Genomic DNA, 22,653 nt, shown 5'->3' with positions numbered 1-22,653 from the left:
GTCTTCCGGCTGTCGCGGTACGGACTCAGATGCCGACCTTGATGCGCGAGAAGCGCTTCAGGGTGACACCGGCCTCGTCCAGGACCTTCTGCACGGACTTCTTGTTGTCCAGCGCGTACGGCTGGCCGAGGAGGGTGGCCTCCTTGAAGAAGCCGTTGACGCGACCCTCGACGATCTTCGGGAGCGCGGCCTCGGGCTTGCCCTCGGCGCGCGTGGTCTCCTCGGCGACGCGACGCTCGGACTCGACGACCTCGGCCGGGACGTCCTCACGGGAGAGGTACTTCGGCGCGAAGGCGGCGATGTGCTGCGCGATGCCCTTGGCGAGGTCGGCGTCGGCCTTGTCCAGCTCGACCAGAACACCGATCTGCGGGGGCAGGTCGGGCATGGTGCGGTGCATGTACGCGGTGACGTAGGCGCCGGTGAACTGCGTGAAGCGGTCCAGGACGATCTTCTCGCCGAGGTTGGCGTTGGCCTCGTCGACGTACGCCTGGACGGTCTTGCCGGGCTCGATCTCGGACGCGAGGAGCGCCGCGATGTCGGCCGGGTTCGTCTTGGCGGCGTGAGCGACAAGCGAGTTCGCGACGGCCTGGAACTTCTCACCCTTGGCGACGAAGTCCGTCTCGCACTTCAGCTCGAGGATGACACCGGAGGTGTTGTCGTCGGCGATGAGGGAGACGACGGCGCCGTTCTCGGCGGAGCGGCCCTCGCGCTTGGCGACGCCCTTCTGGCCCTTGATGCGCAGGGCCTCGACGGCCTTGTCGACGCTGCCGTCGGCCTCGTCGAGCGCCTTCTTGCAGTCCATCATGCCGGCGCCCGTGAGCTCGCGGAGCTTCTTGACGTCAGCGGCGGTGTAGTTCGCCATGATCTGAAATTCTCTCTCGAAGTCTGAAAGATCTACGGGTGAACGGCGGGGGCCGACTCGGCCCCCGCCGTCAACTACCGAACCGGTGAGGTTCAGGCCTGCTCGGCGTCCGCGGCCGGAGCCTCGGTGGCCGGAGCCTCGGCGGCCGGAGCCTCGGTGGCAACCTCGGTGACGACCTCGGCCTCGGCGTCGGCGACCTTCTCCGTCTCGGCGGAGGTCTGGACCTCAGCCTCGGCGGCCGGCTTCTCGTCGGCCTTCTTCTCACCCTCGAGCAGGTCGCGCTCCCACTCGGCGAGCGGCTCGCCCGCGGCCTTCTCGCCCGGCTTCTGGTCGCCGGTGGCGGCACCGGAGCGGGCGATGAGGCCCTCGGCGACGGCGTCGGCGATCACGCGGGTGAGCAGGGTGACGGAGCGGATCGCGTCGTCGTTGCCCGGGATCTTGTAGTCGACCTCGTCGGGGTCGCAGTTGGTGTCGAGGATCGCGACGACCGGGATGTTGAGCTTCCGGGCCTCACCGACCGCGATGTGCTCCTTCTTGGTGTCCACGATCCAGACGGCGCTGGGCACCTTGGACATCTCGCGGATACCGCCGAGGGTCTTCTCCAGCTTGGCCTTCTCGCGGGAGAGGACGAGCAGCTCCTTCTTGGTGAGGCCGGACGCGGCCACATCCTCGAAGTCGATCTGCTCAAGCTCCTTGAGGCGCTGCAGACGCTTGTAGACGGTCGAGAAGTTGGTGAGCATGCCGCCCAGCCAGCGCTGGTTGACGTAGGGCATGCCGACGCGGGTCGCCTGCTCGGCGATCGCCTCCTGCGCCTGCTTCTTCGTGCCGACGAACATGACCGTGCCGCCGTGGGCGACGGTCTCCTTGACGAACTCGTAGGCGCGGTCGATGTACGACAGCGACTGGAGCAGGTCGATGATGTAGATGCCGTTGCGCTCGGTGAAGATGAAGCGCTTCATCTTCGGGTTCCAGCGACGGGTCTGGTGACCGAAGTGGACGCCGCTTTCCAGCAGCTCCCGCATCGTGACGACGGCCATGGCCGTACTCCTTGGTTTCTCGGTTGCCGCGACCGCAGGATTGCTGTCGCGCCTGACGCCCCGCGCGCTGTGCCACGAGGGACCGAGGAGCGCGAACACCGTCACGAATGACCCGGTGTTGGGGCGTGCGAAGTCGATCCGGTGACCCGGATCGCCACCAGAAGTGTACGGGACCCGCGGGGTGCCGGGTGACGCCGCTGTCCACAACCGGTCGGTAGTCCACCGTTCCGGTCCATGATCCCCGCAGATCGCGTCGGGGCGGGACCGTTCAGTGCATGCGACTGATGCTGATGCTGACGATGACCGCGGCGCTGGCGGGCCTCGTGCCGCCCCCGCCGGTACCCGCCGTGGGCGCCGCCTGGCCGGTGGGGACGAGGCCCCCGATCGTACGGGGCTGGGCCCCGCCGGCGACGGAGTACGGGGCGGGCCACCGCGGAGTGGACCTGGCCGCGCCCGTCGGCGCCCCGGTCAGAGCGGTGGGGCGCGGCCGGGTGTCCTTCGTGGGGCGCGTGGCGGGCAGAGGGGTGGTGGCGGTGGAACTGTCCGGAACGGGCGACCCGCCTCTGCGAACTACGTATGAACCGGTGACGCCGTCGGTGAAGAGGGGCGCCCGGGTAGCGCCGGGCGAGGTGCTGGGTGCACTTGAACCCCCGACAAATCACTGCGGCCCTACGTCATGCCTGCACTGGGGCTTACTGCGGGGCGACACCTATCTGGACCCGCTGTCACTACTGCCCCCGCGGCTGCTGCGACAAGGTCCGTCGCGACTGTTGCCGGTGCCGCCGACTGCCGCGGCACCGGGGCTGGGCCCGCCCGTGGCTGACCCGCCGCTGCTGGTCCCGTTGCTGCCGGTCCGGTCGGGCGTCGGCGCCGGTACGGCGCTGGGCACCGCACCGGGGCCGGTTCCGACGCCACTGGTCCCGCCGCCTCCTCCAGGGCTCGCGCCCCGGATCAGCCGCTGACGCCCCGCAGGGCCATGCTCACGGCCGCTTCGGTAATGGCCGAGGGGTCTTCCGCCGCGCCCAGTTCGATCCGGCGGACCGCCGCGTCCACGACCCCCTGAAGGAGCATCGCCGCGAGGCGCGGTTCCGTGTGGCCCATTTCGGCGAGGGCCTCGACGATCATCGCGACCAGCCCGCCGTGCGCGGCGCGGATCTTCTCGCGCGCCCCTGAGTCGAGTTCGCTCGCCGAGATGGCCACGACGGCGCGGTGCCGGCGGTCGCCCACCAGCGAGAGCTGCTCCCGCACATACGCCTCGACCTTGCCCTCGGGCGTACCCGCGTGCTCCATCGCCGTGGAGACCTCCGCCGCCCAGACGGGGAAGTCGACCTCGCAGAGCTCTTCGACGACCGCGGCGCGCGACCGGAAGTACTCGTACACGGAGGACCGGGCGAGCCCGGTGCGCTCGGCGAGCGCGGGGAAGGTCAGCGCCTCCGTCCCGCCCTCGGACAGCAGGGAGCGCGCCGCGTCCAGAAGGGCGCCGCGCTGCATCGACCGGTGCTCGGCCACTGAGGCCGCTCGAATCCTTGGCACGCCACCACTTTACGGACGGGACGCGCGCCGCGGGAGTCGTCCCGCCCCACGCGCAGCCCGGCAGGGACGATTCCGCATCGTCAGCGCCGGAAGGCGGCCAGCTTCGCGCGGAGCTGGAGGACGGACTTGGTGTGGATCTGGCTGACGCGGCTCTCGGTCACCCCGAGCACATTGCCGATCTCCGCGAGGGTCAGGCCCTCGTAGTAGTAGAGCGTCACCACGGTCTTCTCGCGCTCCGGCAGCGTGTTGATCGCGCGCGCCAGATAACGCCGCAGCTCGCGGTCCTCGGCGACCTCGACCGGGTCGTCGGCAGCATGGTCCTCGAGCGTGTCCATCAGGCTGAGCCGGTCGCCGCTCTCGCCGCCGGCGTGCAGCAGCTCCTCGAGGGCCACCACGTTCGCGAGGGACAACTGGCTGAAGACCGCGTGCAGTTCCTCGACCTTGATGCCGAGCTCCGCGGCGACCTCACTCTCCGACGGAGTCCGCCGCAGCTGCGCCTCTAGCGTGGCGTACGCCCGCTCGACGTTGCGCGCCTTCTGCCGTACGGAGCGCGGAATCCAGTCGAGCGCCCGGAGCTCGTCGATCATGGCGCCGCGGATCCGGGTGATCGCGTACGTCTCGAACTTGATCTCGCGCTCGATGTCGAACTTCTCGATCGCGTCGATCAGTCCGAAGACGCCCGAGGACACGAAGTCGGCCTGTTCGACATTGGGCGGCAGCCCGACGCTGACGCGGCCCGCGACGTACTTGACCAGCGGCGAGTAGTGCAGGATGAGCTGCTCGCGCAATCGCCCGTCGCCCGTCGACTTGTACGACCTCCACAGCTCCTCGAGCGAAGAGGGAGCAGGAGGCCGCACGCTGCCACGGGCAGCGGGGGGAACCGCAGCCCGGTCAGACCCGGAGGTGTGCTGGGGCATTCGTCGCCTTGTGCCGTTCTGCCGTGAACTGGGGATTTGTGCGCCTGGCGCCGGACTGATGGTAAAGATCCCAAGTTAACTGTCTGATGCTCGGATGCCCATCTGATCGTGGTTGCTCTTCGTTGCCGGGCTGATTCCGGATTGAACCGAACGAGCCGGAATCCTGGTGAGCGTAGCGTGACTGGAGTGTCGCAGTGTGCGAAGACTATGGGATCGCACGTGCGCAGATACGTTCCGTTGGGCGACTTGCGGGATCACATCCGTCGCTGTAAGTGACCGGGGCGAAACGCCAACGCCCCTTAATGCCAAGGGGTTCGGCCGTCATCCGGACGGCGCAACACCCTCCGTCACCGATCATCTCCTTCCGGCAAGACAGGCTGGATCGCCTGGCGTGTCAACTGCCAGCCATCGCTGTGTCGTTCGACGAACCCCAGCGAGCGCAGTTCGTACAACCTCCCGATTGCGTCGTCGACCCCGGTGCCCGCGGCCCGGGCGATGTCCCCCGCCCCGACAGCTCCGCCGACGGGCAGCGCCGCCAGGACCGCCGCGGCGCCCGGCGCGAGCAGATCGTGCGGCAGTACGGGACCGCGCCGCGTCGGCGCGAGCTCCCCCATGTCCCCGACCAGCTCCATGACTTCCGCCGCGTCGGTGACGAGAGCGGCCTCCCCGCGCAGCAGTTCGTGCACCCCTGCGGAACGGGTGCTCGTGACCGGCCCAGGAACCCCCATCGTGTGACGGCCGAGACGCTGCGCCCAGCGCGCCGTACCGAGAGCACCGCTGCGGTACGCGGCCTCCACGACGACGGTCCCCCGGGTGAGCGCGGCGATCAGGCGGTTACGGAGGATGAATCTGCTCCGCGTCGGATGATCACCGGGTGGCAACTCCGCGATGACGAGACCCTGTTCCGCGATCCGCTCGATCAACTGGACGTGGCCGCGCGGATAGGGCCGGTCGACCCCGCAGGCAAGGACCGCCACGGTGGCACCACTCGCGCCCAGGGTCCCGCGATGGGCGGCCGCGTCGACCCCGTACGCCCCGCCCGACACGACGACGCTGCCGCGCTCCGCGAGCCCCGCGCCGAGGCTCGCCGCCACCCTCGCCCCGTAGTCCGTGCAGGCCCGCGCCCCCACGACCCCGACGGACCGCAGCGCCCATATCCGCAGGGAGGGCCGCCCCCGCACCCACAGGGCGACGGGTCGCGCGTCGCCGAGATCGTCCAGCTGGGCCGGCCACTCGGCGTCCCCCGGACAGACCATTCGCGCCCCCACGCCCGCCGCCCGCTCCAGGTCACGCTCGGGCAGCACGCCGGCCGCTCTGGCCCGCAGCCCCGCCCAGCGGTCCTCGCTCACCCCGGGCAGCGGCTCCCCGTCCTCGACGATGCGCCGCACGACCTCCACCGCCCCGAACTCCCCGAGCCACCGCCCCGTCCTCTCGTCGCCGGGCTCGACGATCCGGGTGAGGGCGGCCCTGGCGAGCCGGATTCCGTCGGAGACCTCCGCCCCGCTCATGCCGAGCCCCCGATGGCCATGGCCACACCGCGCGAGATCCCGGTGCGCAGCTGAAGGGCGAGCGCCACGTCCTGCGCGCGTGGCCGGTCGTGGCCGCACAGGTCGGCGACGGTCCAGGCCACCCGCAGCACACGGTCGACGCCCCGGGCGGTGAGGAAGCCGCGCTCCAGGTCGTTCTCGACCTCGTCCATGGCCCCCGGCGCCGCGGGCCACCGGGTGCGCAGGGCGTGTCCGGGAACCTCGCTGTTCGTCCGCCAGGGCGTGTCCGCGAGCCGCGCCGCGGCCCGCTCCCTGGCGGCCCGCACTCGCTCGCGGACGACGGCGGTGGTCTCGCCCTGTGCGCCGCTCCCGGTCAGCTCGGCACGCGTGACGGGCTCCACGTCCACCCTGAGGTCGACGCGGTCGAGCAGGGGCCCGGAGAGGCGCGCCTGATAGCGGCGGACCGCCGCCGGAGGGCACTCGCAGCCGCCGCCCACGAGCGCGTGGTTGCCGCACGGGCACGGGTTGGCGGCCAGCGCCATCAGAAAGCGGGCGGGCAGCCGCACCACCCCAGCACTGCGGGCGATGACCACGTGGCCCGACTCCAGCGGCTGGCGCAGTGCGTCGAGTGCCTGACCGCTGAACTCCGGCGCCTCGTCCAAAAAGAGCACTCCTCTGTGGGACAACGACACCGCGCCCGGCCGCGGCATCCCTTGTCCGCCGCCGACGAGCGACTGCATCGTCGCCGAGTGGTGGGGCGCGCAGTAGGGGGCGGCGTCGACCATCGGTTTGCCCGGCGGAAGCATGCCCGCCACCGAGTGAATGGCCGTCACTTCGAGGGCTTCCTCACGGGTGAGCGGCGGCATGACCAGCGGCAGCCGCTCGGCGAGCATTGTCTTGCCTGCACCTGGCGGTCCCTGGAGGAGGACGTGATGGGCACCAGCGGCCGCGACCTCGATCGCCGTGCGTGCGGCGCGCTGGCCGACGACATCGGCCAGATCGAGGATGTGGGCGTCGTGCAGCATACCGGCGAGGCCCACACCGAGGCCCTGGCCCGGGATGCTCAGGCCGGCGAGCATCGGGTCGGGGCGCCCGGTCTCGTCGGGCGGCTCGTCCGGGACCGGCTCGTCCGTGAGGACCGCGATGAGCTGGCGCAGGCTCCGTACGCCGAGGACCGAGACACCCGGGACGAGCGCGGCCTCGCCGGCCGAGCACTCGGGGACCACCACCTGCTCGTAGCCCGCGTCGGCCGCCGCCAGGACGGCCGGGAGCACCCCGCGAACGGGCCGGACCCGGCCGTCGAGCCCCAGCTCGCCGATCATCACGACCTCGGAGAGGACCCGCGGGTCGATCCGCTCGGCCGCGCCCAGCACCGCGCTGGCGATGGCCAGGTCGAACCCGCTGCCGCTCTTGGGCACGGATGCCGGGCTGAGCCCCACCGTGAGTTTCTTCTGCGGCCACTCCCCGCCGGAGTTGACGACCGCCGCCCTGACCCGGTCGCGGCTCTCCGACAGGCTCTTGTCGGGCAGTCCGACCAGCGTGAAAGCGGCGACCCCGGGCTCCAGGTCGGCCTGGACCTCGACGACCACGCCCTCGACACCGACGAGGGCCACGGAGCATGTGCGCGCGAACCCCATCAGGCCACCCCCCGCGCATGCTCGACGACGGGGGCTCCGCGCTCCGGCAGAAGGACCCCGACCACATCGATGCGTACGCCGCCGGGTGGCGCTCCCCCGTGTTCCTGCACCCAGCGCTCCGCGAGGTCGCGCAGCCGCCGGGCCTTGACGGGTGTGACCGCGGCCATCGGGTGCTCGAAGGACCCGGTGCGGCCGCCCGCCCTGCGGGTCTTCACCTCGCAGACGACGAGGGCGTCGCCCTCCCGGGCGACGATGTCGATCTCACCCGTCCTGCCCGCGCGCCAGTTGCGCTCGATGACCGTCATTCCGGACTCGGCCAGCCGTCGTGCGGCCAGCTCCTCGCCGTACTTTCCGAGTGCGTTGCGTGCCTTGGACGCGTTCATGTCGGCACCACCTCCGACGCCCACGCTGAGGCATGGGCGCCGAAGAAGTGGATCTTGGTGAACTACTCGCTGGTTGTGGACAACTCCGCCGCCCGATCCAGCGAGCTCCACCCGCTCAAGGGCTCCGGATCACCCGCCCGAGGGCTCCGGATCACCCACCGAACAGCTCCGGATCACCCGCCCGGCAGCTCCAGATCGGTCTTGTTCAGCTCCTCGATGTTCACGTCCTTGAACGTGAGCACCCGGACCTGCTTCACGAACCGTGCGGGCCTGTACATGTCCCACACCCAGGCATCCGCCATGGATACCTCGAAGAAAACCTCACCCTGGACCGAGTGCACCTGCATCTCGTAGTCGTTGGTGAGGTAGAAGCGCCGTTCGGTCTCGATCACGTATTTGAACAGACCGACGACGTCGCGGTACTCCCGGTAGAGCTTCAGCTCCATCTCGGTCTCGTACTTCTCGAGGTCCTCGGCGCTCATGGCATGTTCCCCTTCAGCCGTGCGTCCCCCTATTGTGCGTCAGCCCCGTACGCCTCTAGACGATTTCCGTGTCGAGGATTTGGGGACGACTCGGGGGACCCTCGTCGAGCAGCCGTTCCAGCAGCCCGGCGAGCCTGGTCGGATACACCGTCTCATGTGCCTCGGTCAGTTCCCGGCACGTCCACCAACGTGCTCCGGCGACGCTGCGCCGTTCCAGCTCGGTCAGGCCCGCCCCGGCGATCTCCGCCCCGGCCACCGCAGCCGTCGTACGGGCCAGGAAGTACCACTCGTCCTGGTCCCAGCGCCGCCCGTCGAACGGGAAGGAGCAGGTGCGCCGCCACAGGACCGGGCCGAGCTCGACGTCGGTGATGCCTGTCTCCTCCGCGAGCTCGCGCAGTGCGGCCTGCTCACGGGTCTCGTCGCCTTCCAGGCCGCCGCCCGGGGTGAACCACCAGTCGTCGGCGGTGTCCCCCGGCTCGTGCCCGTGCAGGAGCAGAATGCGGTCGTCGGGGTCGAGCAGTACGACCCGTGCCACCTTCCGCAGCTCCCGTCCGGCGCCGGGCGGCTCAGCCCGCAAGGGCCCGCTCCCGCGCCGACGCGCGCGACCGGCCGCGGCCCTTGCTCCCGCGCTTGGCGATCGGCCCGTACGCGGCCCCGCCGAGCACCAGGACGGCGCCCGCGACCACGGCGGCCAGGACCAGCTTCAGGGGGCCCGGCTGCGAGAGCCCGCCCGGCAGGGCCTCGAAGCCGGTGGGCCGCGCGAGCATGCCGTCCATCGGCCAGGCCACGGCGTCGACCCGGGCGGCCACGGCGCTGCGCGGCACCGTTCCGTGGCTGGAGTCGCCGATGTGGACGCTGGAGTCGAGGGAGCCGCTGCGCTCGTCACCGAGCAGGAAGAGGCGGCCCTCGGGGACCGTCGTGGTCGGGATGCCCGTGGCCGAGGGGCCCTGCCCCTTGGGGAGATACGGTTCGGCGATCTCCTTGCCGTTGACGGTCAGCTTGCCGGCCTCGCAGCAGGCGATCTTGTCGCCGCCGATGCCGACGACGCGCTTGACCATGGGCATGTCGCCCCACGCCGACTCCGTGAAGACGACGACGTCGCCGCGCTTGACCTCACTGCCGTCGATGCGCTGCGCGAGGACCCGGTCGCCGGCGCCGATCGTCGGCGTCATCGACTCGGTGGGCACGGTGTACGGCTGGTACACGATGGCGCCCCACACGAACCCGCCCAGGAACAGCACACAGCCGAGGGCCACGGCCAACCCCGACAGCGTGCTGCCGAGCCGGCCATGGCCCTCGTCCGTACGACGTGTCCTGCTCATCCCAGTTGCTCCCCGCCTCGGAGATTCGCCGCGGAAGATCGGCGATCTGGGACGGCACCCTACCCGGCGGTCTTCGCCTCAGAAACCCTGGTGTTCCCCTGGGTAAGCCGACGCCTGCGCCACAGCACGAGCGGCGCGGCGCCCGCGAGCCCGAGCGCGCCCGGGGCCGCTCCCATCGCCGCGCTCAGGCCCGGCTGGTCGAAGGTGTCCGGCACGGGCAGGGTCGTCCAGCGGGTGGGCGGCCAAGCGACCACGATCGCGCGGCCCACGACGTTGTCCACGGGGACGAAGCCCTGGTTGCTGTCCTGCTGGTGGTACCGGGAATCCATGGAGTCCTGGCGGTGGTCACCCATGACCCAAACTTTGCCAATGGGTACGGTGACCTTGAACTTGCCGCCCACATTGTCGTCGCTGCACGGGGTGTTCCCCGGGTAGACGTACGGCTCGTCGAGCGCCTTGCCGTTGACCTTGAGCGGTCCCGTCCCGTTGCACTCGATGGTGTCGCCGCCGACGCCGATGACGCGCTTGATGAGGTCCTTCTCGTTCGTGGACGGCATGAGGCCGATCCAGCCGAGGAGGCGCTGCACCGGATTCGGCTCGGCCGTCGGCTCGTCCTTCAGCCAGCCGTCCGGGTCGTGGAAGACGATGACCTCGCCGCGCCCGGGCTCGGAGCCGAACCACGGCGTCAGTTTGTCGACGAGCACGCGGTCGCCGATCTGCAGGGTGTTCTCCATCGACGCCGACGGAATCGAGAACGCCTGCACCAGGAACGTCTTGATGACCAGCGCCAGGATCAGCGCAATGACGATGAGGAGCGGCAGCTCCTTCCAGAAGGAGCGGGGCTTCTTCGCCTGACCGCCCGACCTGCTGCCGCCACCGGAGCCGTCTCCTGGACCGTCACCGTGGCCACCACCGTGTCCGTTGCCGTCCGCGCCATCACTCTCGAGGTTCACGGCGCCCGTCGCGGCCGCTGCCGCTCCGTCGTCGGATCGCCCGGGCTGCTCGTCGGGCCCGTGCCCTGACCGTGCGCCGACCGCCAAGTCCCCCACATCCACTCCTCACTCCGTGCCGCTGCCTGTCGTCCCATACGCGATGCAGGCCCACCACTCCCATAACGAGCGGGAGTTCCGCAGGGCTCGGGAGAGGGATCAATCCGTTCAGATCCGCGGAGGCCACCCTATGCGACGGTTGCGTGGCTGCGGCCGACCCGTTCTGCGCGGCGGCCACGGTTGCATAGGTGCCCGGCTCCGGGAGCGTGCTCCAATGACCGACCGGCCAGGCGATGACGCGGGCCCGGCCGACGACCGACTTCTCCGAGACGGTGCCGCTGAAGGCCTCGGTGCGGTGGAAGCGGGAGTCGGCCGAGTTGGAGCGGTGGTCGCCCATCACGAACAGGCGCCCCTTGGGCACCTTGACCTCGAACTCGAACTTCGACGGCACGTCACCCGGGTGGATGTACGGCTCGTTCAGGGGCGTCCCGTTGACCGTGACGCGGCCCTGTTTGTCGCAGCACTTGACGGTGTCACCGCCGACCGCGACGACCCTCTTGATGAGGTCGCGCTCGTCGTCTGAGGGCAACAGGCCGATCCAGGTGAGACCTTCCTTCACCTGCTTGACGCCGACGGGGGCGTCCTTCTTCGCGCCCTGTTCCTGTTCCAGCCACTTACCGGGGTCCTTGAAGACGACGACGTCGCCGCGGTGCGGCTTCGCGCCGAACCACGGGGTGAGCTTGTCGACCAGGACCCGGTCGCCGATCCTGATCGTCTGCTCCATGGAGCCGGACGGGATCACGAAGGCCTGGACGAGGAACGTCTTCAGGACGAGCGCTATCAGCAGCGCCACCCCTATGAGGAGCGGGATCTCCTTGAGCGCGGAGCGCTGTCGGCGTCGCTTGACCTTGCGCGCCAGCCTGCGCCGCTCGGCACGGCCCGGCAGCTGCGGGCTGCCGGCACGGCGCGTCCCGGTGGGCAGGCGGGTGTCGCCGCCGCCCCTGCGCGAGTGGGAGCGTCCGCGGTTACCCATGGGCACCGCCGGGTGCGGGCACGCGCGCGTAGACGTCGTTACGGGACAGGGAGCCCCAGTGGCCCGTCGGCCAGGCGATCCACTGGGCCTTGCCGATCACTTCGCCCACAGGGACCATGCCGCCGCCGGGCGCGCCCAGGTAGTCGCGTGAGTCCCGGGAGTCGCCCCGGTGGTCACCGAGCAGGAAGAGGGTGCCGTCGGGCACGACGAGGTCGAAGGGGGCCTCGGAAGGGGTATTGCCGGGATACAGGAACGTGCTCTCGTCCACCGGTTCGCCGTTCACCCCGATCCTCCCCTTGCTGTCGCAGCAGACCACATGGTCTCCCCCCACGCCCACGACCCGTTTGATGTAGTCGGCGTCACCGAAGTACCCGGTCCCGTCGAAGACCACGACGTCGCCCCGCTGCGGCTCGGCACCGAAACGGTACGCCAACTTGTTTACGAGAACGCGGTCCCCGACCCTCAATGCGGGCTCCATGGAACCGCTGGGGATCTGGAAGGGCTGCATCACGAAGATGCTCAGCAGGAGCAGCAGAAGGAGGCCGAGCAGCGCCGACAGGGTCAGGCGGCCGCCGGGAAGCCAGGACGCGGCCCGCGACACAAACGCGAAACGCGACCGCTCCTCCTCGCCCTCGTGTACGGAGGGGTGGGAGGCGCGATCGCGTTCCGTTGTCTGTGCTTCGGTGTCCATCGAGGCCAGATGCTATCCGGCCCGGCTGTGACCCCGTGCGCGAGCTCAGTTGTCGCGCTTCTCCTTGATCTTCGCGGCCTTGCCGCGCAGGTCGCGCAGGTAGTAGAGCTTCGCGCGACGCACGTCACCGCGGGTGACGAGCTCGATCTTCTCGACGATCGGGGTGTGCACCGGGAAGGTGCGCTCGACGCCGACGGAGAAGGAGACCTTGCGGACCGTGAAGGTCTCGCGGACACCGGCGCCCTGGCGGCGGATGACTACGCCCTTGAACTGCTGCACACGGGAGCGGTTGCCCTCGATGACGCGGACGTGGACGTTGACGGTGTCACCCGGACGGAAGGCCGGGATGTCGCTGCGCAGCGACGCGCTGTCGACGGAGTCGAGCAGGTGAGACATGATCGTCTGCTTTCTTCACCGATGCCACAGGTCATCGGCGGGAATGTTCGAAATGAGGATTCGGTAGCTGATCGCGTCGGGCGGGCGTCGTTCCCCCTGTGGCAGGGGCGCACGCTGGACGTACAGCAGCGGCCTATTGTTCCACGGCTGCGGGGTCTCGCCCAAATCGGCCGTCGGGGCCCGGCCGCCAGCCCAGGATGGAGAGCATCTCGCGGTCCTTCTTGTCGAAGACCGAGGGGTCGCAACGCTCCACGAGATCGGGCCTGTTGCGGGTGGTGCGCCGCAGCGCCTCGTCCCTGCGCCAGCGCGCGATCTTGCCGTGGTGGCCGCTGAGCAGCACGTCGGGGATGCCCTGGCCGCGCCACTCGGGAGGCTTGGTGTAGACGGGCCCCTCGAGGAGGTTGGCCATGGCGCCGGGCGCGAAGGAGTCGTCCCGGTGGGACTCGGCGTTGCCGAGGACCCCGGGCAGCAGTCGCGCGACGGCCTCGGTGACGACGAGTACGGCGGCCTCTCCGCCGGCCAGCACGTAGTCGCCGATGGAGACCTCGTAGACCGGCATCCGGGTCGCGTACTCGTCGATGACGCGGCGGTCGATGCCCTCGTAGCGCGCGGGCGTGAAGACCAGCCAGGGGCGCTCGGAGAGCTCGACGGCGAGCTCCTGGGTGAAGGGGCGGCCGCTGGGCGTGGGGACGACGAGGGCGGGACCGTGGGACCCGGTCTCGTAGCCGTCGGCGAGCACGTCGTCGAGGGCGTCGCCCCAGGGGCCGGTCTTCATGACCATGCCGGGGCCGCCGCCGTACGGGGTGTCGTCGACCGTGTTGTGCCGGTCGTACGTCCACTCCCTGAGGTCGTGCACCCGTACGTCGAGCTGCCCGCGAGCGCGGGCCTTGCCGACGAGGGAGACGTTCAGCGGGTCGAGGTACTCGGGGAAGATCGTGACGACGTCGAGCCGCATCAGACGCCGCCCGCCTCTGAGCGCTTGCCGGAGTCCTCGCCGGAGCCCTCGTCCGCGTCGCGGCTGGAGACGATCTCGGCGCGGTCGTCGATGAGCCCGGGCGGCGGGTCGATGATCGCCCGCTGCTCCTCGAGGTCGATCTCGGTGACGATCTCCTCGACGAAGGGGATCATCACCTCGCTGCCGTCGGGGCGCTCCACGATGAACAGGTCCTGCGAGGGCAGGTGCGAGATCTCGGTGATCCGGCCGACCTCGACACCGTCCGTGGTGACCACGTCCAGGTCCATCAGCTGGTGGTCGTAGAACTCGTCCTCGTCCTCCGGCAGTTCCTCCGGGTCGACCTCGGCGATGAGGAGCGTGTTGCGCAGCGCCTCGGCGGCCGTACGGTCGCGTACGCCCTCGAAGCGGAGCAGGAGGCGGCCGCTGTGCACGCGGCCGGTCTCGATCGTCAGCGGCCCCGTGGAGGCGGGGTCGGTGGCGAGCACGGCACCGGGGCCGAGCCGCAGCTCGGGCTCGTCGGTGCGTACCTCGACGGTGACCTCGCCCTTGATGCCATGGGCGCGGCCGATGCGCGCGACTACCAGCTGCACGTGAACAACTCTCCTGTCATACGGCCACGGGCCGGGGACGGCCCTGAGGCCCTCCCCGGCCCGAGCCGGTGCTTCATTTGTCGCCGAACCGTTGGTCCGGCTCAGCGAACCTGGTCCACGTCGACGAGGTCGACGCGGACACCGCGGCCGCCGATGGCGCCCACGACGGTACGCAGGGCACGCGCGGTGCGGCCGTTGCGGCCGATCACCTTACCGAGGTCGTCGGGGTGAACCCGGACCTCGAGAACGCGCCCACGGCGCAGGTTGCGCGAGGCGACCTGCACATCGTCGGGGTTGTCGACGATGCCCTTCACGAGGTGCTCAAGAGCCTCCTCGAGCATGCTCAGGCCTCGGTGGACTCGGTGGACTCGGCCGGGGCCTCGTCCGCCTTCTTGTCAGCCTTCTTGGCCTTCGGGGTGATGGCCTCGCCCTTGGCGTCGTCGCCCTCGAGACCCTTGGTGAAGGCCTCGAACGCGGCGCGCTTGTCCTTGGGCTCCGCGACGAGCAGCGGCGCGGGGGCCGGCAGGCCCTTGTGCTTCTGCCAGTCACCGGTGAGCTTCAGGATGGCCATGACCGGCTCGGTCGGCTGGGCGCCGACGGACAGCCAGTACTGGGCACGCTCCGAGTTGACCTCGATGCGCGAGGGGTTCTGCACCGGGTGGTACAGGCCGATCTCCTCGATGGCCCGGCCGTCACGGCGGGTACGGGAGTCGGCGACGACGATGCGGTAGTGAGGCGAACGGATCTTGCCCAGACGCTTCAGCTTGATCTTGACTGCCACTGGAGTGGTGTCTCCTGGTCTTGACGTGGTTGGGCACAACGGGATGCCACGTGGGGTTGCGGTACTCGGAGTGCCCGATGGACGCGTCAGCCGGAGGCGAGAGGGTTCCTATGCGGCTGTCGAGTACAGCTAGCCATTGTGCCATACGTCGGCGGGGCGGCCGAACCTTCCGCCGAGCTCTGAACGAGCAGGGAGGTGCCCCCATCGGACGCCCCGCAGCAGGTCGCACACCCTCACCGAGGATCAGCCGGAGATCACCCGACGCCCGCGCCGACGGCCTCCGGGATGCGGAACGGCTTGCCGCAGCCGCCGCAGACGATCGGGGCCTGGGCGAGGACCGAGGGCACCACGCGCACATTGCGCCCGCAGTCGCAGACCGCCTTGACGCGGACGCCGCCCCCGGAGGAGCCGTGCCGCGCGGCCGGGCCGCGGAAGCTGCGCTTGGTGTCCGCGGCGGTGGCCACGGTGTGCGCCTTGAGGGCGCTCTTGAGCCGCTCGATCGTCGGCCGGTAACGCTGCTTCGCCTCGGGGTTGAGCGTCACCAGCGAGAAGCCGCTGCTGGGGTGCGGCTCCTCGGGGTGGTCCAGGCCCAGCTCTTCGGCGATGGCGAGGAATCTGCGGTTGTGGTACCGGCCGGCGCGGGAGGTGTCGCGGACTCCTCGGGCGGCGGCGATGCCATGGACTGCCTCATGGAGGAGTCGCTCGAAGGAGAGCTCGTGTCCGCAGGCGGACGACGACTCCCCGATCAGGGATTCGGGCGCGGCTAGATCTGGCAGCTCGGGGTGGTGCCGCTGAATGTCGGCCCACGCCTGTGCCAGCTCTGCGGCGAGAACAGGTGGTGTCGTGCTCACGTCGTGACAACGAGCCGGGATGCCTCTGTGTTCCTATTCCGGGGCATCCCAAATAATTTGCACGTACCAGTCAGTTGCCGCTCATGCGTCCGGACGAGGGCGGGTGCGCTGATCTGCGGAGAAGCCTCACAGCTCACACCAAGGTGGTGCGTAGGCATACGTACGCCCCGGCGCGTAGACGATGTCCGCACGCCGGGGCGACTGTGTCCCCCTGATGCGCAAGGGGCCTTTCGGCCTCTCTCGCGCCGCTCGCTTCGCAGGTGCGGTGGCTCAGTACGCGCGTGCCACGACGGCGACGTTACCCGCCGCGTCATCCGCGTCCGGCACCGCCCCGTCCTCGGTGACCAGACACCGTACGGAGACGGAGTGCTCGGCCAGCGCGGCCTCGCCCGCCTCGCCGAGCGTGGCCCACGGGATGCGGGCCCAGCCGCCCGAAGTGGCGGCCTCGACGGCCGCGTCGACCGTCGTCACATCGCTCGTACGGGACTCGCGGCGCTCGCGGGCCTGCTTCAGGAGCAGTGCCTGATCCTCCTCCAGGACGGTGGGCAGCAGCGCGGCGAGCGCCTCGATGGCCACCGGCTCCTTGCCGCCAGGGATGCGCCTGGCCAGCATCGCCGTGCCGTTCTCCAGGTCGCGCGGGCCGATCTCGACGCGTACGGGCACTCCCTTGAGTTCCCAGTCGACGGCGCGGCGGCCGAACGGGGTGTCCGTGCGGTCGTCGACATGGACGCGGATGCCGGCCTCCTTGAGGGCGCCGCCGATCTCGTGGACCTTGGCCAGAACGGCGTCGTCCCCCTTGATGGCCAGCACAACGACCTGGGTGGGGGCGAGCCGGGGCGGGATCCTCAGGCCGTTGTCGTCGCCGTGCATCATCACGAGCGCGCCGATCATGCGGGTGGTCGATCCCCAGGAGGTCTGCCAGACCAGTTCCTGCTTGCCCTCCTTGGACAGGTACTGGGTGTGGAAGGCCCTGGCGAAGTTCTGGCCGAGTTCGTGGCTGGTGCCCAGCTGGAGGGCCTTGCCGTCGCCCATCATGCCTTCGAGCGTGAGGGTGTTGACGGCGCCGGCGAAGCGCTCCTTGGCGGTCTTGCGGCCGAGGACGACGTCCATCGCGAGGACGTCCTGCATGAAGTCCGCGTACACGTGTCGGTGGATGCGGGCCGCGAAGTCGCGGGCCTCCTCGTACGTGGCGTGCGCGGTGTGGCCCTCCTGCCAGAGGAACTCCGTGGTGCGCAGGAAGAGGCGGGGGCGCAGCTCCCAGCGGACGACGTTCGCCCACTGGTTGATGAGGAGGGGCAGGTCGCGGTAGCTCTGCACCCACTTCGCGAAGTACTCGTTGATGATCATCTCGGAGGTGGGGCGGACGACGGCGGGCTCCTCCAGCTCCTTGCCGCCGCCGTGCGTGACCACGGCGAGTTCGGGCGCGAACCCCTCGATGTGCTCGGCCTCCTTGTGGAGGTACGACTGAGGGATCAGGAGCGGGAAGTACGCGTTCTGGGTGCCCGTCTCCTTGATACGGGCGTCCATGTCCTGCTGCATCCGCTCCCACAGGCCGTAGCCGTACGGTCGGATGACCATCGTGCCGCGCACTGGACCGTTGTCGGCCAGTTCGGCCTTGTTGACGATGTCCTGGTACCAGCGCGGGAAGTCCTCTGCCTGAGGCGTGAGAACGGGTGTCTTGGCCATGGCGCGCATGCTACGGCGCGATTACGCCCGGTCGGCAATCTTTTTACCCCCGTCCGGCCACGCGGCGCAGGCCCGCGCGCAGCGCCCGAAGGCCCTTGGGAACACCCCCTAGACGAGACGACGGATGCGGAGTTCTCTGGCATACGGGGGAACTGCGAGCGCACATGTACGGGGGCGGACGAACCGCAGGAACACGCCACAGCAGTAACTCTCGGCGGATTGGGGCGCTTTCGATGACACCTACGCTCGTGCAGCGGCACCTCCCCCACGCGGGGCGCGTGCCCCGCGTGGACCTGTGCGCACGCGCGCGTGACTGGGCGGAGATACAGGAACGGATGCTGGTCCCGCTCTACGAAGCGGTCTACGAACGGCTGGAGGTCGGCGAAGCGGCCGGCACCCGGCTTCTCGGCCTCGGCTGCGGCTCGGGGCTCGCCCTTTTGATGGCGGCGTCGCGGGGCGCGGCGGTCACGGGCGTCGAGGCGGCCGCGCCCGAACGGCTCGCGCTGGCCAGAGAGCGTCTCCAGGGCGAGACGTGGGGCACGCGCGCGCGTGGCGACACGCGACTGACCGAAGGGGGCCCCGGGGACGCGGCGGAACCGGACGATCCGCCGTACAACCTGATCACCGCGTTCCAGCCGATCGGCTGCATGGCGGGTGATTCCGAGGGGCTCGGCGCGCTCCTGGAGTCGGCGTCGCCGTTCGCCGAGCGGGGTACTCCCGTCGTGCTGGCCGGCTGGGGTCCACCGGAGCGGTGCGCGACGTCGTCGGTCCTGCGGGTCGCGACGAAGCTCGCCGATCCGCTGCGCAGCACGGGAAGTTGGCGGCCCGCGCTCCGCGACGACCTGGAGGAGGTCACCCATCGGGCCGGGCTCAGGCCGGACGGCTCGGGCCGGGTCGCCTGTCCGTTCGGCTACGCGGACGTGGACAGCGCCGTGCGCGGGCTGCTGTCGACGGGGCTGTTCGACGCGGCGATCGGCGCGACGGACCGGTCCCAGGTCGAGAAGGAGATGACGGAGGCGCTGCATCCGCATCAGCGGCAGGACGGGACGGTGTGGATGCCGAACGTGTTCCGCTACGTGATCGCGCGCACCCCGTGACGGTCGCTAGTGGTCCGTCGCCGTCCCCTGGCCGTCGGTGTCCTGAGTCCCCTGAGTCCCCTGCGCCTCCTCGTCCTTGGTGAGGCGGATGACGCCGGCGACGCGGTAGGCCTCCGCCTCGTCCAGGGTCTCGTTCGCGAGGAGTGCCGCGGCCAGGGCGTCCAACTGGCCGCGGTGGTCGCGGAGTTTGGCGCAGGCCTCCTCGTAGCACTCGTCGACGATGCGGCGCATCTCGTGGTCGATGGTGTCGAGGGTGTGCGGCGCGGCGGAGAGCCCGTACGCCTGCTGGGCGTCGCTCGGCAGGGCGGAGAGGCGGCCGATGCGGTCGCTCATGCCCCAGCGGGCGACCATGCCGCGCGCGATGTTCGTGACCTGTTCCAGGTCGTTCTCGGCGCCGGTGGTGACGACCCCGTATACGACATGTTCGGCCGCCATGCCGCCGAGCGCGCCGATGATGCGGCCGCGCAGGTACTCCTCCGTGTAGGCGTATCTGTCGGCGTCGGGCGTGGAGAGGGTGACGCCGAGTGCACGGCCGCGCGGCACGATAGTGATCTTGCGGACGGGGTCGGCGCCGGGCTGGAGCATGCCGAGCAGGGCGTGGCCGCTCTCGTGGTAGGCGGTGCGGCGGCGCTCCTCCTCCGGCATGACGAGGGGCCGTACGGCGCCCAGCTGGACCTTTTCCAGGGCCTGGGAGAGGTCGGTCTGGGTGACGGCCTTCTGCTGGCGTTTGACGGCGAGGAGGGCTGCCTCGTTGGTGAGGTTGGCGAGGTCGGCGCCGGTCATGCCCGGGGTCGTGCGGGCGACCTGCAGCAGGTCAACGTCCGGGGCGAGCGGGATCTGCCGGGTGTGGATCTTGAGGATGGCCTCGCGGCCGCCGCGGTCGGGCGGGCTGACGCTCACGACGCGGTCGAAGCGGCCGGGGCGGGTGAGGGCCGGGTCGAGGACGTCCGCGCGGTTGGTGGCCGCGATGACGATGACGCCCTCGGATCCCGAGAAGCCGTCCATCTCGGTGAGGATCTGGTTGAGGGTCTGCTCGCGCTCGTCGTGGCCGCCCATGGCGGAGCCGCCGCCGCGGGCCCGGCCGATCGTGTCGATCTCGTCGATGAAGATGATCGAGGGCGCCACCTTGCGGGCCTCGGCGAAGAGTTCGCGTACGCGCGAGGCGCCGACTCCGACGATCATCTCGATGAACTCGGAGGCGGACGCGGAGAAGAACGGGACCCCGGCCTCGCCCGCGACGGCCCTGGCCAGGAGCGTCTTGCCGGTTCCCGGCGGGCCCGACAGGAGGACACCGCGGGGCATCTTCGCGCCCATCTCGCGATAGGCGTCGGGGTTTTTGAGGAAGTCGACGACGTCACTGAGCTCGCCCTGCACCTCGTCGATGCCGGCGACGTCCGCGAACGTCGTGCGCTGCATGCCGGGCTCCAGCTCGACCGGCTTGGGCGGCTGCTTGCGCCCGAGCATTCCTCCCCCCATGCCGCCGCCCAAGCCCTGCCGCATCCGCCGCGCGATGAAGATCCACAGCACGACGAGCAGGAACATCGGGGCGAGGGAGATGAGGAGGTTGGCGAGGAAGCTGCGCTCCTGGACGACCGGTGAGGCCGTCACGGTGACGTTGTGCTTCTCCAGGTTCGCCCAGAGGTCGTCGTCCGCGAAGGACGGGCGCTGGGTCTTGAACTTGGTGTAGTTCTTGCTCGAGCTGTCACTGCCGCTGGGCGTGGGCTGCTCCTTCTTGAGCTGGCCCTGGATGGCGTCGCCCTTGGAGTAGATCTTGGTGACGTTGTTGTCGGCGACCTGCTTGCTGAACTCGGTGTACGAGATCGTCGGCTCGTTGCCCTGGTTGAAGAACGACAGCACGAGGTTGGCGATGAGGTAGACGATCAGGGCGGTGAGGATGAGGCCGCCCCAGCCGCCGGGCATCTTCTTCCGCGGCGGCTTGGCGGGCGGTGGAGGCGCCCCCTCGGAGCGCCACGGCTGGTCTGTCCGGTCGCGCGGGGGTACGGGGTTGGCCACGCCTGCTCTCCTCCTGCCGTCACGCCTCCCGCCCATGACCGCACACATCCGGGACCCTTGCCAGTATCCAGAATCCTGGTTACTGTCCGAGCCGTGAACGGTTTCGACGAGCGCTTCCTTACGCGCAACGGCCTCGCGGCTCGCCAGCTCGCGGTCCTGCTGCTCAACCACGAGCCCGACACACGACTGCCCCGGGTCCGCGACTTCGCCGAGGAACTGGGGTGCGGAAACGGCACGGTCCAGGCCGCCCTGCGGCTCCTGGAGGAGTCCGGCGCCATCGAGACCGCCGCGCGCGGCCACCTCGGCACCTTCCTGGTGCGCTCCGAGCGCTCCGTACTGTGGCGCCTCTCCGGCCTCGGCACCCTGCTCGCCGCGATGCCCCTCCCCTACTCCCGCCGCTACGAGGGCCTGGCCACCGGCCTGCGTACCGCCTTCGAGGAGGCGGGCACCCCGTTCGCGATCACGTTCATGCGTGGCGCGGGCGCCCGGACCACGGCCCTGCTCGACGGCAAGGTCGACCTGGTGGTGCTTTCGCGCTTCGCCGCCGACCGGCTGATCGAGGAGCATCCGGTGGAGCTTGTCGCCGACCTGGGCCCGGCCACGTACGTCGGCGCCCACGGGCTGCTGCTGCGCGAGGGCGCCTCGCTCGACGCACCCGGTCTGCGCGTCGCCGTGGACCCCACCTCCGAGGACCAGCGGATGCTCGCAGAACGCGCCTTCGCCGGGCGCACCGACATCGAGTGGGTCGAGTCCTCGTACATGCAGCTGCGGGACCTGTTCGCGCAGAAGCTGGCCGACGCCACCGTCTGGAATCTCGACGAGGTGCAGGGCCGGACAGGGATGGGCGGGGAGGTGCTGCCGCTGGGCGACGAGGTCACCCGCGATCTGTCCCTGCGCAACTCCAGCGCGGCGATCATCGGCAGGACCGAGGGCGCGAAGGCGCTCTCCGCGGTGCGGGACGCGGTCGACCTGTCGACCGTGACGTCACTGCAGGCCGAGGTGTTGCGGGGCGAGCGCGTGCCGTCGTACTGAACCGGCAGGGGTGGGGCCGGAAGGATTCGCCCGCCTCTGCCCGACCTGAATATCCAGAATCCTGATTATTGTCGAATTGCCCGTGGAACCCGGAAGGAGATCCCATGGACGACCAACTCGCCCTCCGCATCCGGCTGTTCCGCGAAGGCGGCCAGGTCAGGCCCGAGGTCGCCGACTTCGTGACCGCCGAACTCACCGCCCTCGCGGAACGCGGGAACGAGGTCACCGAGCAGACCGCCGGCATGCTCACCAGTCATCTGATGATGGCGCTGACCCGGCTCGTCGACGGGGAGCCGATCGAGCAGTTCCTCACCGACGAGCAGGTGGCCGCGGAACTGGCCGGCCACTCCCACGCCGTGGCCGGCGCCCGCGAGGTCGCCGCCCGCGCCCGCGAACAGCTCGGCGCCACCCTGCCCGACTCCGAGATCAACTTCTTGGCCATGCATCTTGCGGTGCTGGCGGGACAGCCATCAACCGACTCCCAACCCCCAAGGACCACCCCATGAAGAAGATCCTCACCGGCGGCGTAGGCAAGGTCGAGGTCACCAGGACCCTCAAGGCGCTCGCCCTCGACGGCGTCGACGTCGTCGTCTCCAGCGACATGGACGCTGCGATGAAGCTCCGCGTGGGCCAGGCCGACTTCTACCTCGGCACCTGTCACACCGGCGCCGGCGCCTCGCTCGGCGTCCTCGTCGGGCTCATGGGACAGCCCGCCTGCCACACCTTCGGGCGTTCCGTACCGACCGAGGACGAGGTCAACTCCCTGCTCGACCAGGGCAAGAAGGCCTTCGGCTTCTCCATGGACCAGATCGACGTCATCGCTCCACTGATCGCCCGCGCCATCGCCGCGCGCGCCTGATCACACCAGGCACCTCCGCC

25 protein-coding genes and 1 pseudogene are annotated in these 22,653 nt (G+C 70.2%); 5 read left to right on the top strand and 21 right to left on the bottom strand.

Annotated elements, in window-relative coordinates:
• Positions 1-25: 25 nt before the first annotated feature.
• Together tsf and rpsB are read right to left on the bottom strand one after the other, a co-directional pair.
• Complete coding sequence (gene tsf, locus ACWFR4_RS22735) at positions 26-862, bottom strand: translation elongation factor Ts (RefSeq protein ID WP_453654191.1); 837 nt, start codon at positions 860-862, stop codon at positions 26-28.
• A 92-nt stretch (positions 863-954) separates the two neighbouring features.
• The gene (gene rpsB, locus ACWFR4_RS22730; RefSeq protein WP_453654189.1) at positions 955-1,899 is read right to left on the bottom strand and encodes a 30S ribosomal protein S2; all 945 of its coding nucleotides are present in this window, start codon (positions 1,897-1,899) and stop codon (positions 955-957) included.
• Between the two features lie 284 nt (positions 1,900-2,183).
• Here rpsB and ACWFR4_RS22725 point away from each other — a divergent pair.
• Positions 2,184-2,678, top strand: a pseudogene (locus ACWFR4_RS22725) (M23 family metallopeptidase); the annotation flags it as partial.
• A gap of 172 nt (positions 2,679-2,850) precedes the next feature.
• Here the strand turns inward: ACWFR4_RS22725 and ACWFR4_RS22720 are convergent.
• The 18 genes from ACWFR4_RS22720 to proS all read right to left on the bottom strand — a co-directional run bounded on the left by ACWFR4_RS22720 (position 2,851) and on the right by proS (position 17,632).
• Positions 2,851-3,408, bottom strand: coding sequence for a TetR/AcrR family transcriptional regulator (locus ACWFR4_RS22720; protein WP_453461928.1), 558 nt, complete (start codon positions 3,406-3,408; stop codon positions 2,851-2,853).
• Positions 3,409-3,512: 104 nt separating this feature from the next.
• Positions 3,513-4,349, bottom strand: a complete 837-nt coding sequence (gene whiG / locus ACWFR4_RS22715; protein ID WP_453461919.1) for an RNA polymerase sigma factor WhiG — start codon at positions 4,347-4,349, stop codon at positions 3,513-3,515.
• Positions 4,350-4,696: 347 nt separating this feature from the next.
• A complete protein-coding gene (dprA, locus tag ACWFR4_RS22710) occupies positions 4,697-5,857 on the bottom strand; it encodes a DNA-processing protein DprA (protein WP_453461916.1) in 1,161 nt (386 codons plus the stop codon).
• Positions 5,854-7,473 carry a YifB family Mg chelatase-like AAA ATPase gene (locus ACWFR4_RS22705; RefSeq protein ID WP_453654187.1) on the bottom strand — a complete coding sequence of 540 codons (1,620 nt, stop codon included), beginning with the start codon at positions 7,471-7,473 and terminating at the stop codon, positions 5,854-5,856. Before ACWFR4_RS22705 ends, dprA begins: the two co-directional genes overlap by 4 nt.
• Positions 7,473-7,856 carry a YraN family protein gene (locus tag ACWFR4_RS22700; protein WP_453654185.1) on the bottom strand — a complete coding sequence of 128 codons (384 nt, stop codon included), beginning with the start codon at positions 7,854-7,856 and terminating at the stop codon, positions 7,473-7,475. Before ACWFR4_RS22700 ends, ACWFR4_RS22705 begins: the two co-directional genes overlap by 1 nt.
• Positions 7,857-8,029: 173 nt before the next feature.
• A complete protein-coding gene (locus ACWFR4_RS22695) occupies positions 8,030-8,338 on the bottom strand; it encodes a DUF2469 domain-containing protein (protein WP_008745401.1) in 309 nt (102 codons plus the stop codon).
• 55 nt (positions 8,339-8,393) lie between these two features.
• The gene (locus ACWFR4_RS22690) at positions 8,394-8,915 is read right to left on the bottom strand and encodes an NUDIX hydrolase (RefSeq protein ID WP_453461907.1); all 522 of its coding nucleotides are present in this window, start codon (positions 8,913-8,915) and stop codon (positions 8,394-8,396) included.
• Positions 8,905-9,660, bottom strand: coding sequence for a signal peptidase I (gene lepB / locus ACWFR4_RS22685; protein ID WP_453461905.1), 756 nt, complete (start codon positions 9,658-9,660; stop codon positions 8,905-8,907). Before lepB (ACWFR4_RS22685) ends, ACWFR4_RS22690 begins: the two co-directional genes overlap by 11 nt.
• Before the next feature lie 59 nt (positions 9,661-9,719).
• Entirely contained in the window at positions 9,720-10,709 is a 990-nt protein-coding gene (gene lepB / locus ACWFR4_RS22680; protein WP_453654183.1) for a signal peptidase I, read from the bottom strand.
• Complete coding sequence (gene lepB, locus ACWFR4_RS22675; protein ID WP_453461899.1) at positions 10,597-11,682, bottom strand: signal peptidase I; 1,086 nt, start codon at positions 11,680-11,682, stop codon at positions 10,597-10,599. The genes lepB (ACWFR4_RS22680) and lepB (ACWFR4_RS22675) overlap by 113 nt, the downstream gene beginning before the upstream one ends.
• Positions 11,675-12,373, bottom strand: coding sequence for a signal peptidase I (gene lepB, locus ACWFR4_RS22670; RefSeq protein WP_453461896.1), 699 nt, complete (start codon positions 12,371-12,373; stop codon positions 11,675-11,677). The genes lepB (ACWFR4_RS22675) and lepB (ACWFR4_RS22670) overlap by 8 nt, the downstream gene beginning before the upstream one ends.
• Before the next feature lie 45 nt (positions 12,374-12,418).
• Complete coding sequence (gene rplS / locus ACWFR4_RS22665) at positions 12,419-12,769, bottom strand: 50S ribosomal protein L19 (RefSeq protein ID WP_054235359.1); 351 nt, start codon at positions 12,767-12,769, stop codon at positions 12,419-12,421.
• 133 nt (positions 12,770-12,902) lie between these two features.
• A complete protein-coding gene (trmD, locus tag ACWFR4_RS22660; protein WP_266674627.1) occupies positions 12,903-13,724 on the bottom strand; it encodes a tRNA (guanosine(37)-N1)-methyltransferase TrmD in 822 nt (273 codons plus the stop codon).
• Entirely contained in the window at positions 13,724-14,314 is a 591-nt protein-coding gene (gene rimM, locus ACWFR4_RS22655; protein WP_453654181.1) for a ribosome maturation factor RimM, read from the bottom strand. The genes trmD and rimM overlap by 1 nt, the downstream gene beginning before the upstream one ends.
• A gap of 101 nt (positions 14,315-14,415) precedes the next feature.
• Complete coding sequence (locus ACWFR4_RS22650) at positions 14,416-14,655, bottom strand: RNA-binding protein (RefSeq protein WP_014176063.1); 240 nt, start codon at positions 14,653-14,655, stop codon at positions 14,416-14,418.
• Positions 14,656-14,657: 2 nt separating this feature from the next.
• On the bottom strand, positions 14,658-15,095 hold the full coding sequence (rpsP, locus tag ACWFR4_RS22645) for a 30S ribosomal protein S16 (protein ID WP_116509370.1): 438 nt from the start codon (positions 15,093-15,095) through the stop codon (positions 14,658-14,660).
• Between the two features lie 254 nt (positions 15,096-15,349).
• Positions 15,350-15,946: a hypothetical protein gene (locus tag ACWFR4_RS22640; protein WP_266559563.1), complete on the bottom strand. Its 597-nt coding sequence runs from the start codon at positions 15,944-15,946 to the stop codon at positions 15,350-15,352.
• A gap of 270 nt (positions 15,947-16,216) precedes the next feature.
• The gene (proS, locus tag ACWFR4_RS22635; protein ID WP_453654179.1) at positions 16,217-17,632 is read right to left on the bottom strand and encodes a proline--tRNA ligase; all 1,416 of its coding nucleotides are present in this window, start codon (positions 17,630-17,632) and stop codon (positions 16,217-16,219) included.
• 233 nt (positions 17,633-17,865) lie between these two features.
• Between proS and ACWFR4_RS22630 the strand changes: the two genes are divergently transcribed.
• Positions 17,866-18,729 carry an SAM-dependent methyltransferase gene (locus ACWFR4_RS22630; protein ID WP_453461885.1) on the top strand — a complete coding sequence of 288 codons (864 nt, stop codon included), beginning with the start codon at positions 17,866-17,868 and terminating at the stop codon, positions 18,727-18,729.
• Positions 18,730-18,735: 6 nt separating this feature from the next.
• Here the strand turns inward: ACWFR4_RS22630 and ftsH are convergent, their stop codons facing one another.
• Positions 18,736-20,742: an ATP-dependent zinc metalloprotease FtsH gene (gene ftsH, locus ACWFR4_RS22625; RefSeq protein WP_453461882.1), complete on the bottom strand. Its 2,007-nt coding sequence runs from the start codon at positions 20,740-20,742 to the stop codon at positions 18,736-18,738.
• Positions 20,743-20,835: 93 nt separating this feature from the next.
• Here ftsH and yhfZ point away from each other — a divergent pair, with 93 nt between their 5' ends.
• From yhfZ to ACWFR4_RS22610, 3 genes are all read left to right on the top strand, one after another.
• Positions 20,836-21,774 (top strand): GntR family transcriptional regulator YhfZ, encoded by a 939-nt coding sequence (yhfZ, locus tag ACWFR4_RS22620; protein WP_453461879.1) that lies wholly within the window; start codon positions 20,836-20,838, stop codon positions 21,772-21,774.
• 104 nt (positions 21,775-21,878) lie between these two features.
• Positions 21,879-22,280: a PRD domain-containing protein gene (locus ACWFR4_RS22615; protein ID WP_453654177.1), complete on the top strand. Its 402-nt coding sequence runs from the start codon at positions 21,879-21,881 to the stop codon at positions 22,278-22,280.
• Positions 22,277-22,633, top strand: coding sequence for a DUF2620 domain-containing protein (locus tag ACWFR4_RS22610; protein ID WP_453654175.1), 357 nt, complete (start codon positions 22,277-22,279; stop codon positions 22,631-22,633). The genes ACWFR4_RS22615 and ACWFR4_RS22610 overlap by 4 nt, the downstream gene beginning before the upstream one ends.
• Positions 22,634-22,653 lie beyond the last annotated feature (20 nt).

This window comes from Streptomyces sp. NPDC055140, assembly GCF_053607285.1.
This window is presented reverse-complemented; position numbering and strand designations above follow the sequence as displayed.